Origin of the sequence: Endozoicomonas arenosclerae (assembly GCF_001562015.1) — a bacterium.
Classification (GTDB): Bacteria; Pseudomonadota; Gammaproteobacteria; order Pseudomonadales; family Endozoicomonadaceae; genus Endozoicomonas_A; species Endozoicomonas_A arenosclerae.
This window is the reverse complement of the sequence record NZ_LASA01000086.1, coordinates 38,919-55,371: the sequence shown is the minus strand read 5'-3', so window position 1 is coordinate 55,371 and position 16,453 is coordinate 38,919. Positions and strand designations below refer to the sequence as shown.

General features: G+C 49.9%; 14 protein-coding genes. 7 read left to right on the top strand and 7 right to left on the bottom strand.

The features are described 5' to 3' along the window. Nucleotides 1–145: 145 nt before the first annotated feature. Nucleotides 146–1,615 (bottom strand): NarK family nitrate/nitrite MFS transporter, encoded by a 1,470-nt coding sequence (locus tag WG89_RS13140; RefSeq protein WP_062266793.1) that lies wholly within the window; start codon nucleotides 1,613–1,615, stop codon nucleotides 146–148. Between the two features lie 426 nt (nucleotides 1,616–2,041). Between WG89_RS13140 and nirB the strand changes: the two genes are divergently transcribed. The 4 genes from nirB to WG89_RS13120 are packed head-to-tail and all read left to right on the top strand — an operon-like array spanning nucleotide 2,042 to nucleotide 9,026. After that, a complete protein-coding gene (nirB, locus tag WG89_RS13135; protein WP_062266791.1) occupies nucleotides 2,042–4,576 on the top strand; it encodes a nitrite reductase large subunit NirB in 2,535 nt (844 codons plus the stop codon). A 39-nt stretch (nucleotides 4,577–4,615) separates the two neighbouring features. Then, nucleotides 4,616–4,981 carry a nitrite reductase small subunit NirD gene (gene nirD, locus WG89_RS13130; RefSeq protein WP_062266790.1) on the top strand — a complete coding sequence of 122 codons (366 nt, stop codon included), beginning with the start codon at nucleotides 4,616–4,618 and terminating at the stop codon, nucleotides 4,979–4,981. A 1-nt stretch (nucleotide 4,982) separates the two neighbouring features. Further along, nucleotides 4,983–6,245 carry an NAD(P)/FAD-dependent oxidoreductase gene (locus WG89_RS13125; RefSeq protein ID WP_062266789.1) on the top strand — a complete coding sequence of 421 codons (1,263 nt, stop codon included), beginning with the start codon at nucleotides 4,983–4,985 and terminating at the stop codon, nucleotides 6,243–6,245. Nucleotides 6,246–6,305: 60 nt separating this feature from the next. Beyond that, nucleotides 6,306–9,026, top strand: coding sequence for a nitrate reductase (locus WG89_RS13120; protein ID WP_245662917.1), 2,721 nt, complete (start codon nucleotides 6,306–6,308; stop codon nucleotides 9,024–9,026). Between the two features lie 92 nt (nucleotides 9,027–9,118). Here WG89_RS13120 and WG89_RS13115 read toward each other — a convergent pair whose 3' ends face one another. The 6 genes from WG89_RS13115 to WG89_RS13090 form a co-directional block, all read right to left on the bottom strand. Further along, nucleotides 9,119–10,432, bottom strand: coding sequence for a TLC domain-containing protein (locus WG89_RS13115; protein ID WP_153301581.1), 1,314 nt, complete (start codon nucleotides 10,430–10,432; stop codon nucleotides 9,119–9,121). Between the two features lie 250 nt (nucleotides 10,433–10,682). After that, entirely contained in the window at nucleotides 10,683–11,249 is a 567-nt protein-coding gene (gene ddpX / locus WG89_RS13110) for a D-alanyl-D-alanine dipeptidase (protein WP_062266781.1), read from the bottom strand. Between the two features lie 77 nt (nucleotides 11,250–11,326). After that, nucleotides 11,327–12,355 (bottom strand): PTS fructose transporter subunit EIIC, encoded by a 1,029-nt coding sequence (locus WG89_RS13105; protein WP_062266779.1) that lies wholly within the window; start codon nucleotides 12,353–12,355, stop codon nucleotides 11,327–11,329. A gap of 15 nt (nucleotides 12,356–12,370) precedes the next feature. Then, entirely contained in the window at nucleotides 12,371–12,631 is a 261-nt protein-coding gene (locus tag WG89_RS13100; protein WP_172806809.1) for a hypothetical protein, read from the bottom strand. 61 nt (nucleotides 12,632–12,692) lie between these two features. Continuing rightward, complete coding sequence (locus WG89_RS13095) at nucleotides 12,693–13,316, bottom strand: HAD family hydrolase (RefSeq protein ID WP_062266776.1); 624 nt, start codon at nucleotides 13,314–13,316, stop codon at nucleotides 12,693–12,695. Nucleotides 13,317–13,348: 32 nt separating this feature from the next. After that, complete coding sequence (locus WG89_RS13090) at nucleotides 13,349–14,071, bottom strand: TerC family protein (RefSeq protein WP_062266774.1); 723 nt, start codon at nucleotides 14,069–14,071, stop codon at nucleotides 13,349–13,351. A 172-nt stretch (nucleotides 14,072–14,243) separates the two neighbouring features. On the opposite strand from WG89_RS13090, the gene WG89_RS13085 reads away from it, so the two are divergent. The 3 genes from WG89_RS13085 to WG89_RS13075 all read left to right on the top strand — a co-directional run bounded on the left by WG89_RS13085 (nucleotide 14,244) and on the right by WG89_RS13075 (nucleotide 16,452). Next, nucleotides 14,244–15,062, top strand: a complete 819-nt coding sequence (locus tag WG89_RS13085; RefSeq protein ID WP_062266772.1) for a class I SAM-dependent methyltransferase — start codon at nucleotides 14,244–14,246, stop codon at nucleotides 15,060–15,062. Nucleotides 15,063–15,248: 186 nt separating this feature from the next. Continuing rightward, on the top strand, nucleotides 15,249–16,067 hold the full coding sequence (locus WG89_RS13080; RefSeq protein WP_062266770.1) for an SAM-dependent methyltransferase: 819 nt from the start codon (nucleotides 15,249–15,251) through the stop codon (nucleotides 16,065–16,067). Between the two features lie 79 nt (nucleotides 16,068–16,146). Then, entirely contained in the window at nucleotides 16,147–16,452 is a 306-nt protein-coding gene (locus tag WG89_RS13075) for a hypothetical protein (RefSeq protein WP_062266768.1), read from the top strand. Nucleotide 16,453: the final 1 nt, after the last annotated feature.

Sequence of the window (16,453 nt, the reverse complement as noted above, 5' to 3'; positions counted from 1 at the left end):
TGTTATATATACAATGTAATACATTGACTTTATTATCACCAGAAAGTTCATGAATCTTGATTGGGCGAGTTGCTGGAGTGGTGTGCCTTGAGTACTTTGCTTTGTTTCAGTGGCTCTCAGGGAGCCACTGAATCGAAAGTTTTATTTAAGTCACATCAATCATGGTCACACTGCCATCAGGCATCACTTCAGCAATCTGACCTTTAGGTTCTTCCATCAGGAACAGGGTGAAGAAGCCCAGTACCGCAGTGCCCGCAATCACCATGAAGAATGTGGAGTAGTCCACCATGGACAGAACGGTCAGGTAGAAGACTGCACCTACATTACCGTAAGCTCCAGTCATACCGGCAATCTGGCCTGTCAGGCGACGCTTGATCAGTGGTACCGCAGCAAACACTGCACCTTCACCAGCCTGTACAAAGAAAGAGCATGCCATCGCTGCAACCACAGCCAGAATCAGAGGCCAGCTGGAATCAATGATGCTCATTACGTAGTAACCAACCGCCAGACCTGCAGTCAGTACCAGCAGGGTGATCTTACGGCCAAACTTGTCACTCAGTAATCCACCGCCCGGACGGGACATCAGGTTCATGAAGGCGTAAGCAGATGCCACCAGACCGGCCATTACAGGGTCCAGTTCAAAAGTATCTGCGAAGAACAGGGGCAGCATGGAAACTACGGCCAGCTCAGAACCGAAGGTAGCGAAGTAAAGCACGTTAAGAACCGCTACCTGTTTGAACTGATACTGGTGAATCGCTGGTACAGGTTCAGAGAAAATGTGCTTGTTAACCTGCCACACTTTCCAGGAATCAAACAGGTAGATAGCCGCCAGTACCACGTAGATCGCATTGGAAATTTCGCCACTCAGCATGGCAACACCATTGGGAGATAGCTTCCAGGTCAGCAGAGCCAGCGCCGCATACATCGGGATCTTCATGATCAACAGCAGGGCAAAGTCGCCTTTGCTGGTCACTTCCATAGCGCCAACATTTTTTGGACGGAAGTAGGTAGAGCCTTTAGGTGTGTCAGTGACGTTCATGTAGAAGACAACACTGAACAGCAGGGAGATCACACCGGTCATGCCGATGGCATAACGCCAGCCGTCTTCACCGCCAAAGAGCAGGGCAATAGTCGGCAGAGACATGGCCGCAGCTGCCGAACCAAAGTTACCCCAGCCACCGTAGATACCTTCAGCAGTACCCAGCTGACGAGCCGGGAACCATTCCGATACCAGACGGATACCGACTACAAAGCCTGCACCAATCGTACCCAGCATAAAGCGGGCAATTGCCGCCTGGGTGAAGTCATCAGCCATGGCGTACATAAAGCAGGGAATACTGCAGACGGCCAACAGACCGGAATAGATTTTTCTGGGGCCATAAACATCGGTCAGCATGCCGATAATGACACGGGCTGGAATGGTCAGCGCTACGTTAAGAATCAGCAGCGTTTTTAATTCTTCACGGGTCAGTCCAAGAGATTTTGAAATGGCCAGAGCCAGGGGAGCATGGTTAAACCAGACCACAAAGCTGATAAAGAAGGCAATCCAGCTAAGGTGTAGAATTTTTGTTTTCCCGGTAAAGGAAAACAAATTGAATGAATCGGGATTGCTCATACAAACTCCTTGCTTGTGCTAATTCTTCTTTGAGCTGTTTTTTTCTTCCGAGCTACCCATAGGCAAACATCAGGCCAACATGGCGAATGCACTGATTTGATCTGCATATTTATTCTGTTTCTATACCGAAAAGCCTGATTTTTGGAGGTGTAGCCCAGACCTTTCCTGAGAAATAGTCTCGATTTATGCAATTACTCACCAAAAAGGTGCTTGTCGTCTATGGATTGTTTCTTTTGTGCATCATTTTTGTGCGCTCGCCTTAATTGGCTTAATAAAAGCCCCTGAATTAATAGGGGTTTGAAAGTGGGCACGACAGTTGCATAAGGAGCGGCAGGTAAAAAAAGAAAAAATCTTGAGTGGAGAGGATCGCTGTATAGAGGAAGCAGTTGCAGCGGCTTAAGCTCCACACTGAAGGGGATGTCCGAGATGAGCAGGAAAGAAACACTGGTAGTGGTCGGAAACGGCATGGTAGGTCACCGCTTTCTGGAAAAACTGGTGGATGCCGGTGGCCTTGAGCGTTACGACGTGGTGGTGTTTGGTGAGGAAGTTCGCCCTGCTTACGACCGGGTTCATCTCAGTGAGTTCTTCAGCGGTCGCAGCGCGGACGATCTGTCCATGGTCAGCGAAGGCTTTTATGACCAGGAAGGCATCAACCTGGTTCTGGATGAAGCCATCGTCAATATAGACAGAGAGTCCTGCAAAGTTGAAACCGCCAGCGGTTCCATCCAGGCCTATGACCAGCTGGTACTGGCTACGGGCTCTTATCCTTTTGTTCCACCGGTTCCGGGTCATGAGCGGGAGAACTGTTTTGTCTATCGCACCATTGAAGATCTGGAAGCCATTAAAGAAGCTGCACGCAACAGTAAAGTAGGTGCGGTTGTGGGTGGTGGTCTGCTGGGGTTGGAAGCCGCCAAGGCACTGAAAGATCTGGGGCTGGAAACCCATGTTGTAGAGTTTGCCCCACGCCTGATGGCTGTTCAGGTCGATGACGGTGGCGGTGCCATGCTGAGACGCAAAATTGAAGGTCTTGGTGTCAGTATTCACACCTCGAAAAATACCAAGCAGATTGTTGATGGCGAAGGTGCTGTTCACCAAATGCAGTTTGCCGACGGTGAAGTCCTCAATACCGATATTGTCCTGTTTTCTGCAGGTATCCGTCCCCGTGATGAGCTGGCCAAGAGTTCTGGCCTGGAAATGGGCGAACGTGGCGGTATTGTCATTGATAACGACTGTCGTACATCCGATAAAAACATCTATGCCATTGGTGAGTGTGCCCTTTGGGATGGCAAAATCTTTGGACTGGTGGCTCCGGGTTATCAAATGGGGCAGGTGGTCGTTGATCAGTTAACAGGCCAGGGTGGCAACCAGTTTACCGGTGCCGATATGAGCACCAAGCTGAAGCTGATGGGTGTTGATGTGGCCAGTATTGGTGATGCTCACGGAAACACTGAAGGCTGCCTGAGCTATCAGCTGATTGATGAAGAGAAAGAAGTCTACAAAAAGCTGGTGGTTTCCAAGAACAAGAAAAAAGTATTGGGTGCCGTGCTGGTTGGGGAGGCTGAAGAGTATGGCAGCCTCCTGCAGATGATGTTGAACGACATGCGCCCGCCAGAAAATCCTGCCGAACTGATTCTGCCTCAGACCGATGGTTCTTCAGCCACCGGGCTGGGTGTTGCTGCATTACCTGAAACCGCTCAAATCTGTTCCTGCTATGACGTCAGCAAGGGTGATCTGGTCAATGCGGTGGCCGGTGGTTGCATGGATATGGGCGCTTTGAAAGCCGAAACCAGCGCCGGTACCGGTTGCGGCGGTTGTACGGCTCTGGTCAAGCAAGTGCTGGATCATGAGCTGACCGAGCTGGGTGTAGAAGTTAAGAAAGATATCTGTGAACACTTCCCTCACTCCAGACAGGAGCTATATCACCTGGTTCGTGTAGGTGAACTCAAGTCGTTTAATGAAGTGTTGGAAAAACACGGTAAAGGCCGTGGCTGTGATATCTGTAAGCCGACCATCGGTTCCGTTCTGGCTTCTTGCTGGAACGAGTACGTTCTGAAAGATCAACACGCTCAGGTTCAGGACACCAACGACTATTTCCTTGGCAATATGCAGAAAGATGGCACTTATTCCATCGTTCCAAGAGTGCCGGGCGGTGAAATTACTCCAGAAAAACTAATCACTATTGGTGAGGTAGGCCGGGACTATAACCTGTATACCAAGATTACCGGTGGTCAGCGTATCGACCTCTTTGGTGCCCGGGTGGAGCAGTTGCCCGAGATTTGGAAGCGTCTTGTGGATGCAGGTTTTGAAACCGGCCATGCCTACGGTAAATCACTTCGTACCGTAAAATCCTGTGTCGGTAGCACCTGGTGTCGTTATGGGGTACTGGACAGTGTCAGCATGGCCATAGCCGTTGAGCATCGTTATCGCGGTGTTCGTTCACCGCACAAGGTGAAGATGGCTGTTTCCGGTTGTACCCGTGAGTGTGCAGAAGCCCAGAGTAAAGATGTGGGCGTCATCGCTACAGAAAAAGGCTGGAACCTTTATCTGTGTGGTAATGGCGGGATGAAACCACGCCATGCAGACCTGTTTGCTACTGAGCTGGACGACGAAACGCTGGTGAAATACATCGACCGTTTCATGATGTTTTACATCCGTACTGCTGATCGTCTGCAGCGGACGTCTGTCTGGATGGAGAATCTGGAAGGCGGGCTGGATTACCTGCGTGAAGTGATTATCGAAGACAGCCTGGGCATCTGTCAGGAGCTGGAAGATGAGATGACCTACCTGGTAGGCACTTATCAGTGCGAATGGAAAACCACCATTGAAGACCCTGAAAAGCTCAAGCGATTCAATCACTTTATCAACAGTGACGAAAGCGACAGCAATGTGGTGTTTGTGACCGAGCGTGAGCAGATTCGCCCGGCCACCAACGACGAAAAAATTGCCCTGAAACAACTGTGAACGAACCATAGCTTATTAAGAGAATAGGAGACTTTAATCATGGCTCAGATGCCTATAGCTAATATTCAATGGACCACCGTTTGCAGTGAAAGTGATCTTATTCCTAACCTGGGCGTTTGTGCCCTGGTGGACGGAGTTCAGGTTGCCCTGTTCAAAGTAGACGACCGTATTTATGCATTGGACAATCACGATCCTTTCAGTGAGGCCAATGTTATTTCCAGAGGGCTGGTGGGTGATCTGGAAGGCCGACTGGTCGTGGCATCGCCCATTTACAAACAGCATTTTGAATTGAGTACCGGGCAGTGCCTGGAAGATGAAACGGTAGCATTGAATGCCTATCCGGTTGAAGTGGTTGATCAGAAAGTCCAGGTGTCACTGGCTTCGGTCACTGTAGAGGCAGCCTGATATGACAGCGGCATTGCAGGCCGATCCCGTCAGCAGGCAGGCGTCCAGAAAAAAGCTGCTGGTGGTCGGAAATGGTATGGGCTCGGTTCGCTTTCTGGAAAAGCTGATCGAGCAGAAGCGTCAGCCGTTTCAGGTAACGGTGCTTTCGGAAGAGCCGTGTCCGGGTTACAACCGTATTCAATTATCCAAACTGTTGGCGGGCAGTGTTGATCTGCCGGGTATTCAGTTGCAGCCAGAATCCTGGTATCAGGAGCAGAACATCAGTCTGCTGTCGGGCAGTGAATACCGGGTGAGTGGCCTGAATCTTGATTTGAAAAAGGTTGAGACCGACAGTGGCCAGAGTTTTGAATACGATCATCTGGTGTTAGCGACCGGATCGCTGCCTAACCGGATTCCGGTCAGCGGTGCGGATCTTGAAGGGGTCATGGCCTTCAGGAATCTTGAAGATGTAGAGCTGATGCTGGAGGCTTCATCCAATCCCGATGCTCAGGCAGTGGTGATTGGCGGTGGTCTTCTGGGGCTGGAATGTGCCAGCGGTCTGGCTCGTCGTGGCATGAAAGTGACCGTTGTGGACACCATGCCGATTCCCATGGCCCGTCAGCTGGATGAAAAAGCCGGTAAGTTGTTGCAGGGAGAGCTGGAGAGCAGAGGTATTGAGTTCCGATGCAATGCCATGCTGGATTTCTATACCGGCGAAAACGGAAAAGTGACCGGTGTGCAACTGAAGGACGGTGAGTGTTTGCCAGCTTCTCTGGTGGTGGTGACAGCGGGGGTTCGTCCCAACATCGAGTTGATTCAGGAGACGAATCTTGAATCTGACAGGGGAATTCTGGTCAACGACCGGATGCAGACTTCAGACCCGTCCGTTACGGCTATTGGGGAATGTGTTCAGTTGAACTCAGATCTTTTTGGTCTTGTAGCGCCCGTCTATGGTCATGCAGAAGTAGCGGTTCACCGATTGCTCGGCACTTCCGGTGAAAGGTTCGAACCGGTCCCTATTCCCACCAGTTTGAAAGTGGACGGTGTTGATCTGTTTTCCAGCGGTCGTTTTGTGCCTGAAGAAGGTGATGAAGAGATCGTCATCGACGCTGCAGGTACGGGTATCTATCGAAAGCTGGTGATTCGAGAAGGTCGTTTGATGGGGGCTCTGTTATATGGGGACGCATCGGATGGCCTCTGGTATCAGGAGCTGATGGAATCAGGGCAGGATATCTCGGATACCCGAGACCGACTGATCTTCGGAAAGAGATACCTGGAAGGCTGAGCCTTAGGAAAGTACGGGCATAGCTCGAATAAATCGCTCGGATGAATAGGAAGTAAGCCCATGGCTGGCATCAGCAATAATAAGAATGATATCAACATGAACGAGCATCATCAGGTTATCAATACCACCTGTGCCTATTGCGGTGTTGGCTGTGGTATCAAGGCCACGGTCAGGGATAAAGAACTGCACCTGGTCGATATAGAAGGCCGGTCTGACCACCCTGCCAACCTCGGTCGGTTGTGTTCCAAGGGCAGTGCTCTTGGCGAGACGGTTTCTTTAGAGAGCCGACTGTTAACCCCCTTCATTGATGAACAGCGAGTCAGCTGGGATAAAGCGCTGGATGAAGTAGCAGACCGACTGAAAGCCACCCTTGAAGAACATGGCCCTGAAGCTGTGGCATTGTACGGCTCTGGTCAGCTTTTGACCGAAGATTACTATGTGGCCAATAAACTGATGAAAGGGTTTATTGGTTCAAGCAACATGGACACCAATTCCAGACTCTGCATGGCTTCAACGGTTGCAGGGCAGAAGAGGGCGTTTGGTACTGACACCGTTCCAGGCAGCTATGAGGATCTGGAACTGGCCGATATGATCGTGCTGGTCGGAGCCAATACCGCCTGGTGTCACCCTGTGCTTTTCCAAAGGATCAGGGCCGCTAAAGAACAGCGCCCCGAGATGAAAGTCGTTGTCATTGATCCAAGAAAAACGGACACCTGCGACATAGCTGATCTGCATTTGCCGTTGAAGTCAGGTACCGATACCGCCTTGTTTAATAAATTGTTCAGCTATCTGAATAAGCAGGACAAGCTTGATCAGGATTACATTGAGCAAAACACTCAAGGCTTTAATTCGGCCTATAAAGCGGCGAAGAAAGTAGGCAGCTTTTCGGAAGTCGCAAAAGTTTGTGGCCTTAACAAGAGTGATGTTAAGCAATTCTGCCAATGGTTTGCCGAGACTGAGAAAGTAGTAACAGCCTGGTCTCAGGGCGTGAACCAGTCTGTTGCCGGTACGGATAAAGTCAATGCCATCATTAACTGTCATCTGATTACTGGCCGAATTGGCAAGCCCGGTGCAGGACCGCTCTCTTTGACGGGGCAACCCAATGCCATGGGGGGCAGGGAAGTGGGTGGTCTGGCCAATCAGCTGGCGGCCCATATGGAATTTGCCAATCCGGAAGACGTTGATCGTGTAGCACGTTTCTGGAATGCACCATCAATTGCTGGAAAACCGGGAAAAACAGCCGTTGAGCTGTTTAATGACATGGACGAAGGCAAGATTAAATTTGTCTGGATTATGGGCACCAATCCAGTGGTGAGTATGCCCGATGCCAACACTGTGATCAGTGCTTTGAAAAAATGCCCAACCGTTGTCGTTTCTGACTGTATCGAGCATACAGATACTTCCGAGTTTGCTCATATCAAGCTGCCTGCAGCGGGCTGGAGTGAAAAGGACGGAACGGTTACTAACTCGGAAAGACGTATTTCGAGGCAGCGAGCCTTGTTTGATCTTTCAGGTGAAGCCCGACCGGACTGGTGGATTCTTTCTAAAGTGGCTGAAAGGCTGGGCTTTGGAGAAGCTTTCAGTTATCAAAAGTCGGCGGATATTTTCCGTGAGCATGCGGCTTTGTCGGCCTTTGAAAACAATGCTGAGGGTCGCGTTCGCGACTTTAATATTGGTGCACTGGCGTCTGTCTCGGATCTGGAGTACGAAGCCATGGACCCTGTTCAGTGGCCTTTGGTGGCTGGAGAAACACCAGCAGAACCTCATACCAGATTGTTTGCCAATGGCGGTTTCTTCACAGAAACAGGTAAGGCAACGGTTGTTACCACCGAGTTTAAAACATCCTATCACCAGCCTAATTCTGATTACCCATTGCTACTGAACACGGGCAGGGTTCGTGATCATTGGCACACTATGACTCGCACAGGATTGTCTTCCAGATTGAGTCAGCATATTGATGAGCCTTTTCTGGAAATGCATCCGGATGATGCTGCAGAAAAAGGTTTGCTGGATAAAGACCTGTGTCAGGTCTCAACGGCATTTGGCTCGGCACTGATTCGGGTTTTGATCACACCGAATGTGGGTAAAGGTAATCTTTTTGTACCGATGCACTGGACTCGTCAAAACAGCAAGACCGGTCATATTGGTGTATTGGTCAAGCCTGCCGTTGATCCCTGGTCAAAGCAGCCCGGCTGTAAGCATACACCGGCCACTATAAAAGCGGTTTCTGTCAAACAACAGGCTGTTTTGCTCAGCCGACAGAAACAGAGTTTTGATCATTTTGACTACGCCACGGAAGTAAAATTCCAGCAGGGATTCCGTTATGAGCTGGCAGGAGAGTCCATTGATGCCAGTGAACTCGAGTGCATCAGTTCAGACCGGGAAAGAATTGACTATACCGATCCCATGACGGGTAGCACTCGAAGCGCCTGGTTTGCACTGGGTCAGCTACAGGCAATATTGATAGTGGGTGAATCACTCCAAGGCAGTGATCGTGTATGGTTGCAGGATGCGTTCGCAAAAGAAGATATCCCCTTTGCCGATCGCTGGCGCTTGCTGGCCGGAATGCCGCCACAGGGTGAAGACAGCGGAAAAGTGGTTTGTGCCTGTTTTGGTGTGGGTGAGAAAACCATTTGCCGGGCTATCGAAGAACAGGGTTTCAGTGAGCCTGCAGAGGTGGGTCAGGCTCTGAAAGCGGGTACAAACTGTGGTTCTTGTATTCCTGAAATTCGTAAGTTGATCAGCCAGGTGGATGAGCTGGCAGTGAATGCTGTTAGCTAAGGGCTTGTCGAAGGGGCGTGGCACTGGACTTCGACAGGCTCAGTCCAAACGGGGTTGAGAGCTGTGCCTGCCTTTCCTTCATTAAAAAGCCATCAATGAGGTTGAGCTTTCTTAACGCTGAACCAGGTGGTGGCCATTCGATAGATGATGAACATTCCCCAATAAAAGTTCAGGGTGTTGAAGATGCCGCCTGAAGTAATCACTACCGGATTGATAATATCGCTGTTCTCGTACTCAGCCTCTCCCCGGTAGACAGTCAACGCAAACTTTGCCCACTCGTAAGGGAAGATGCCCCATCGGAAGATAAAGAATGACGCAGCGAACATGACTCTTATAGCCGGGTGATACCTCAGGAAGTTCAGGTAGATAGTAGAGAACTCAACAATCAGTCCATCAGCGACCAGATGTATCCGACCCAGGGCGCAGAAGGTAGAGCAGGTGACAAATATCGTTGTGCCATGTATCAGGAAGGCTGTACTGCCAACAGCAATGGAGTCAATGATCTCCCACGCAGCGTATCCGAATGTAATCAGGGGCAGGACAATTTCCCAGATATTGGCAGGTTCTCGCTGCAGGATAATGCGTTCAACATAGGATGTATTGCGATTGAAATAAAGATAGCTGGAGCCTGTGCCAGTAATTACAGAGTGCAGAAAAGAGGGGATGGTATCCGCTCCACTGTATTGTTTAAGCGTGAAGAATACGCTGCCTGAGCCTCCAACGATCCAGGCCATCATATCCTGTGGAATGTATGAACTTTCGTCTTGGGTTACCAGTGATGTGTTTGAAGAGAAGGAGGCAAGAAAGCTGGGTTTGTTGGCTCGCTCAGCTGCCCGGCAGGCAAGTTCTCTGCGGATAATTTCTTCAGGCGATTCGTTTTGATATGAGTCGCTTTTCGGATCGGATACTTTTACCTGATCCATAGGAATCCGGACTTCATAAAGCATGTCTCCAGTGTCGTGTTCACTTTTTACAATGCCACGCAGAGACATACTTCGGGCAGGAAAAGTCAGTGCCTTCAAAGTGGTTTGCGGCTCTGTTAATCCGGAATCATCCGCAAAAGAGCCGTACACTTTGAACCATTGCTCTGAGCCACTGTTCGAGGATTGTTGCAGCAAGTCCAGTTCTGACTTTGGGACAATAATCTGTAACCTGCCTTTTCCCTTACCTGATTCTTTTGGAACGGTTTTAACCGTAGCGCCGTTCAGTAAGAGCGGGGTAACTGCAGTATTTAATTCCGTGGTTTCCGACTGGCAGTAGCGTTTGAACGTGATGGTGTATCCCGATGGGATAGCTCTTGGGAGCTGAATTTGTGAGGTGTTTACCGGGTGGGAGATGAGATCAGAAGCTGCATACAGAGATTGAATGAAAATAGAGGGCAAAAGGAATAAACACAGACTTCTCACAAGTTAGCTCCCTGGCCAGGTAATCCTCAAAGATTACGAAGGGTGAATTTGTGAGGAGTTAGTATAGTGACCGTTTGCCAGGGAATAATTTTATTGGAATGGCTCAGGACTTGTCCGAAATTAACTTCCTTGTTGAACCCTCTCAAAACCCGTTCGGGCTGAGCCTGTCGAAGTCCAATACCACGACCCTTCGACAAGCTCAGGGTGAACGGCATCTGTGTAAATTGGGAAATTGTTCCGAGACGGATCTTTAAAGAATACCTGAGCCAAGCTCACTTTCTTTGAGTACCGGATACTGGTCGGCATCGGGTAACTGGTAGTGCCACCATTCACTCTGGATGGGGTTGAAGCCGGCAACATTCATAACACCGGACAGCATCAGTCGATTCTTCTGTGCCTGATCAGAAACCTGGTCATTGCCATGGTGAGCCAGAGGTCGAAAATCATCAAAGTCGGTTCCCATTTCTAACTCATTGCCGTATTGGTCGACCAGGGTCAGGTCAATGGCAATTCCACGGCAATGGGGGCGAACACCGGTTTGCGGGTGAGAAACATATTCGGGGTCGGGAGCCGCATCATAAAGCGCCTGCTGGGCTTCCTGCGGGCGGAAGGCATCCCAGATTTTTAATTTCAATCCCAGCGGCTGCAGCACCTCAATCGCTCTTTGCAGTCGTTGAGCAGCTTCTTCATGCATCAGGCACAGAGGCTTTTGATAGACCGGTTTCCCTGTGAAGTTATTCTCTGTGGCGTAGGCGATGTCGAGAATAACATCATGTCTTTGAGCTGTGATTTCTACCAGTGAGTGATGGTTGTTCATAAACTCTATTCGACCGTCAGGCTTATCGGTGCAGGGTAACAGTAATTATCGACGACAGGCAGATTTTCTTTTTGTTATCAGGCCTTATTCTGTTCTTCTGATGTTTTTCCGGGTTTCATCAGGTTGACGGCAATGGCTGTTACCAGCGCTCCGGCAACTGTGGCCAGCACATACCAGAGACGGCCTTCTACCACGGGCAGCACGATCCAGCCTCCCCAGGGGGCATGATTGATCACTCCGGCCATAAAGCCAATTACATTACCGGTAATGCCGCCCAGAACAATAGCGGGAATGACTCTGACCGGATCGGCAACGGCAAAGGGAATGGCGCCTTCTGAAATACCTATGAGCCCCATAGCCAGAGCAGCCTTACCAGCCTGACGTTCTTCAGCGGAATATTTTTTTGGCGAGAGCAGTGTAGCCAGCCACATGCCTAATGGTGGGGTGCAGATCGCCACACCAACGCCACCCATAAGATAGGGATGGTCCTTAACCTGGGTTTGGGCGAACAGTGTGGCAACCTTGTTGATAGGGCCGCCCATATCGAATGCTGTCATGCCACCCAAAATGGCTCCCAGGGATACCTTGGAGAGTCCCTGCATACTGTGCAGCCACTCATTGAGATGGTTCATCATACTGGCGATGGGTTGACCAATGACCCAGATTACCAGAGCAGAGGTGAGAAAAGTGCCAACCAGAGGGTAAATGAAGATGGATCCCACGGGTTTCATGGTGGCTGAGAGCGGGATCTTTTTGAGCATATTGACGATGTAGCCGGCCAGGAATCCTACAATCATCGCCCCCAGAAATCCGGCTCCACATTGTGCTGCCAGCCAGGCGCCAATCATGCCCGGTGCCAGCCCGGGACGACTGGCTATGGACCAGGCAATGTAGCCACCCAGAACCGGGATGAACAGGGTAAACCCCGCCACTCCCATGTCCCACATGTCTTTCAGAAAGCCATGCTCGGGTGGTTCACCCTTGCCATGAAGCATGACCGACAGTGACAGCAGCACACCCCCTGCTACGACAAAGGGAATCATATAGCTGGTGCCTGTCAGGAGGTGAGACCTGAGCTGAATCAACTCTGCTTTAAAGCTGTTCATTCATTTTCCCAGTGATCAGTAGTTGATGCCCTGTGGCTTGCCCGGGTGTCTTGAGGTCTGTTCCTGGTGAACGGGATAATACGTGCCGGGTATGGCGTGCTTATTATCCTTGATCATCTTGTTACGGCGATGCTCATCGTTTCGGGCATTGTCTATTTCTGCAGCCGTTTTTTCTTCGTGTTCCTGGCACCATTGCTCAGTACAGGACGAGCTGGTTTTCTCTTGTGTGCTGGTATCACTGGCACAGGCCGTGAGCAAAAAGGCCACGCTTAACAAAAAGTGGCGGCCAGCTAAGAGAAATCTGAACCGGTAAAATCTCATGATTACCTATGGCGCTTTACATGTGAGTGCTGAATTCTAGCAGCTCAGACGGAGTGTCAAGTATGAATGCAGGTTTTGCTTTCTCAAGGGTGTCCCGGCTGTGCCACCCCCAGGCTGCAGCTACCGGTATGGCACCGGCTTCCCTGGCTTCGTGCAGGTCTCCGGAGGTATCGCTGATGAAGTAGCAGGGCTGTTCCGGATGCTGTTTCATAACACTGCGGATTTTTTCTATTTTGCTGAAACTGTGCTCCATACCCAGAACTGCCCGGAAGCAGTCAATATTCTGGTTTTTCAGGAAATACTCAGCTGCCTCAGTGAAGTTGGAGGTGACAAGGTAGAGCGGATAGTTTTCGGCAAGGTGGTCTAACCCCTTGTTGACCTCAGGAATGGGAGGACACTGACTCATGAACTGTAAATGAGCCAGACGGGCATTGCTCAAGAAATTTGGCTGCATCCAGTTACCGGGAACTAACTTGCTCAACTCTTCAAAGAAATTGCCTTCAAAAAGTGCCAGAAGCTGCTCTTTTGTGGCCAGCTGTTCCGCGCCCAGTTCAGCCAGAACCTCTGACCAGAATTTAAAAAAGGGCTTCCAGGAGTCGGCAATGACTCCATCCATATCAAAGAGAATTGGGCAGGACATAACAGCTCCATGATTCACTTAGAGAGCAATAGCTATTTGTTTTGCTCACTTTGCCTGGATCGAAGGCGAGTATTGAGCATCTCCACGGCAAGGGAAAAGGCCATGGCAAAATAGATGTAGCCTTTCGGGATATGAAAGTCCAGTCCCTCACCCATCAGCGATACACCGACCAGAATCAGAAAGGACAGGGCCAGCATTTTAAAGGTGGGGTGGTTGCTGACAAACTCCCCTATAGGGGCTGCAGCAAACATCATAATGCCGACAGAAATGACAATGGCGGTCACCATGACCCAGAGGTGTTCTGCCAGTCCCACAGCGGTGATGACAGAATCCAGAGAGAAAACAATATCGATCAGAGCAATCTGAATCAGGGTAATGACATACCCCCTGGGCTTCAGATGAGGCCCTTCTTCCTCTCCGGGTTCAATGGAATCGTGGATTTCGTGAGTGGATTTAGCCAGCAGGAACAGGCCTCCCCCCAAAAGAATCAGGTCCCGGCCTGAGATTGCATGATCCAGCAGGTGGAACAGGGGGACGGTGAGACTCATGATCCATGTGATGGAAAGCAGCAGGGCGATACGTGTGAACATGGCCAGCAACAGGCCCAGTCTGCGCGCACTGTTGCGCTGATGCTCGGGCAGTTTGTCCACCACAATCGTGATGAAAATAATGTTGTCGATGCCCAGTATGATCTCAAGAATGGTGAGTGTTGCCAGGGCAATCCAGGGCTCAGGGGTTAGAAATAACTCAATCATGATGTCCGTCTGGTATCCCGAGTCTTCTCTTTCACTGCCAGGAGCCTGTCAGATGTCAGGCTCCTAGTACTATCGGTAGTTTCTAGGTGAGCTGAAAGTAAAGATAGTTTGGCTCACAGAATTTAATAGGCAGCTATGATTCAGTCAGATTGTTTTGTGGAGCTGGCAGAGCATGCTGATTGATTACCCTCTTAAGACGGGCACGGGTGGTATGCATCGTCTTGATGTGCTGAACAGGTTGTACAATCCCACCAGTTTGTCGGTTATCAGCCGTTTTATCCAAAGCCCTGAACAGGAAAATGCTCCTTTTAGCGTATTGGTGGCCGGTTGTGGCATTGGCTGGATGTCAAAAGAGATGGCTTGCCGATGGAGCCATTGTCAGGTTCTGGGTATAGACCGAAGTCATAAGCAGATCGATATTGCCCAGTCACTGCCTGTTTGTGAAAACCTGGACTTTCGTTGTGTATCGGTCCATCACCTGGCCCGGGAAAATCACCAGTTCCATCTGATCTATCTTCGTTGGGTCGTTGTCTATCAGGAGAATCTGGTTACCTTTCTGGAGGATCTGGCCGCCTGTCTGGCTCCAGGCGGTGTCATCATTATTGAGGATAATGAGCCTGCTTCCCCTGGTGTTGCTATTCAAGGGAGTGCCCAGCATTCAGAGGTTCAGGCCGTGGCGTTATGGGAATCGGTCTGCAGAGGTGTCATTCGTATCATTGGGCAGCCCGAAGGTTTGAAAGATCGATTGATGGGATACTTTCAGACCCATGGTTTCAATTCTGAGCTGGAAACTGTCAATCAGCAGGTGCTGAAAACAGCAGAAGAGAAACTGTTGTTATTTCTGGGGATCAGGGAGAGCTCCGAGAGCATTCTGAAGTCAGGGTTTTCCCTGCCGCTGTTGCATAGGTTGCTCAATGGTCTCTATGACTTGCAGCAGTGTGAGTCACCTATTCATTTCGTGAGAAATTATATTCTTTGCTTTCGTCGCTAGTTGCTCGCTTTCCAACCAAAAATAGCAGAGCGAGAAGCTCGACACTTTACGAAGTTTCCGGGCTAGAGGAACCATTGATAACCTGATAAGTAAAATTGAATTTACTTTTTAAGGGGCACTATCTATATCTTTTGTACTTCTTATTTACAAGTCCAGAGCCTTCTGGCATCGGCAAAGGGATATAACGTGAGTGTTGAAAATCTGGAGTCAGAGGGTGAACTGATTGTCATTGGTACCGGTATTCTCGGGTATGCCCACATGACGGTAGAAGCGCTTTCAGCACTGGAGTGGGCTGAAGATATCTTCTATCTGGTGTCGGACAGCCTGACTGAGCGCTGGTTGCTGGAAACCTATCCCCACGCAAGAACACTCTACCACCACTATAAAGAGGGAGAGGCTCGACTTCATTCGTATCAGACTATGTGCGAGGAAGTGCTGGCCAGTGTCAGGAAGAAAAAAAATACAGTTCTGGCCAGTTACGGCCATCCCGGAAATCATGCCTATCCGACCAGGCTAGCTATTCATAAGGCTCGCTCGGAAGGTTTTTCGGCAAGAATGTTACCTGCCGTTGCGGCAGATTCCTGTTTAATGGCAGATCTACTGGTTGATCCTGGAGATAATGGCTGGCAATCCGTTGAGGCGACGGATCTACTGCTCGAGTCAGTCGACTTTTCTGTTTTCAGGCCGCTGGTGATCTGGCAGCCTGCCGTGATTGGTGATCTGACCTATTCCCATGACAGAGTGAATCAGGAAGCTTTTGATCTCTTGAAAAAAAGGCTGGTTAAGCTTTACGGTCCCGATCATAAAGTCTGTATCTATGAAGCTTCTACCTATGCTGTGATGAAACCCAGAATGGACTGGCTGTTGTTATCCGAACTTTTGCCCGATCTGTTCACCTGTATTTCTACTTTGTTTATTCCCGAACTGCAATGTCACGCTGAACAGGGCTCACTGTCTGAAGAGCTCTGTTCTGTCATCAGGGGGAAAGAAGTATTGGAGTTATAACTCAATCATGCTTTCAGTAAACTGGCATGGTCGTCAATGGACTTCAGTTTTTCTGTCCCGCTGCTTCCCAGGAGGTTCTATGTCTGTTTATAAAATCTGTATGTCGACTGCCGCCGATATCGGACAGCGGATCCGTTTCGAGAACTGTGTCCCGTTTGCGGACAGGGAGTTTAACCTGACCATGGATGAATGCCATGATTCCATGTGCCTGCTGGAGTCAGGTTCCAACTATGTTCAGGAACAAGTGATGGAAGGGTTTAAGACGCTAGAGTCGGGATGTCAGGAGGACAAGCTGTTAGCTAATGTCTTCAAGGGCAAACAAACGGCCAGTGTCTGCCAGGCAGTGATGAAATGGAAGGCTCATAAACTGCTGAAGAACCAATAGA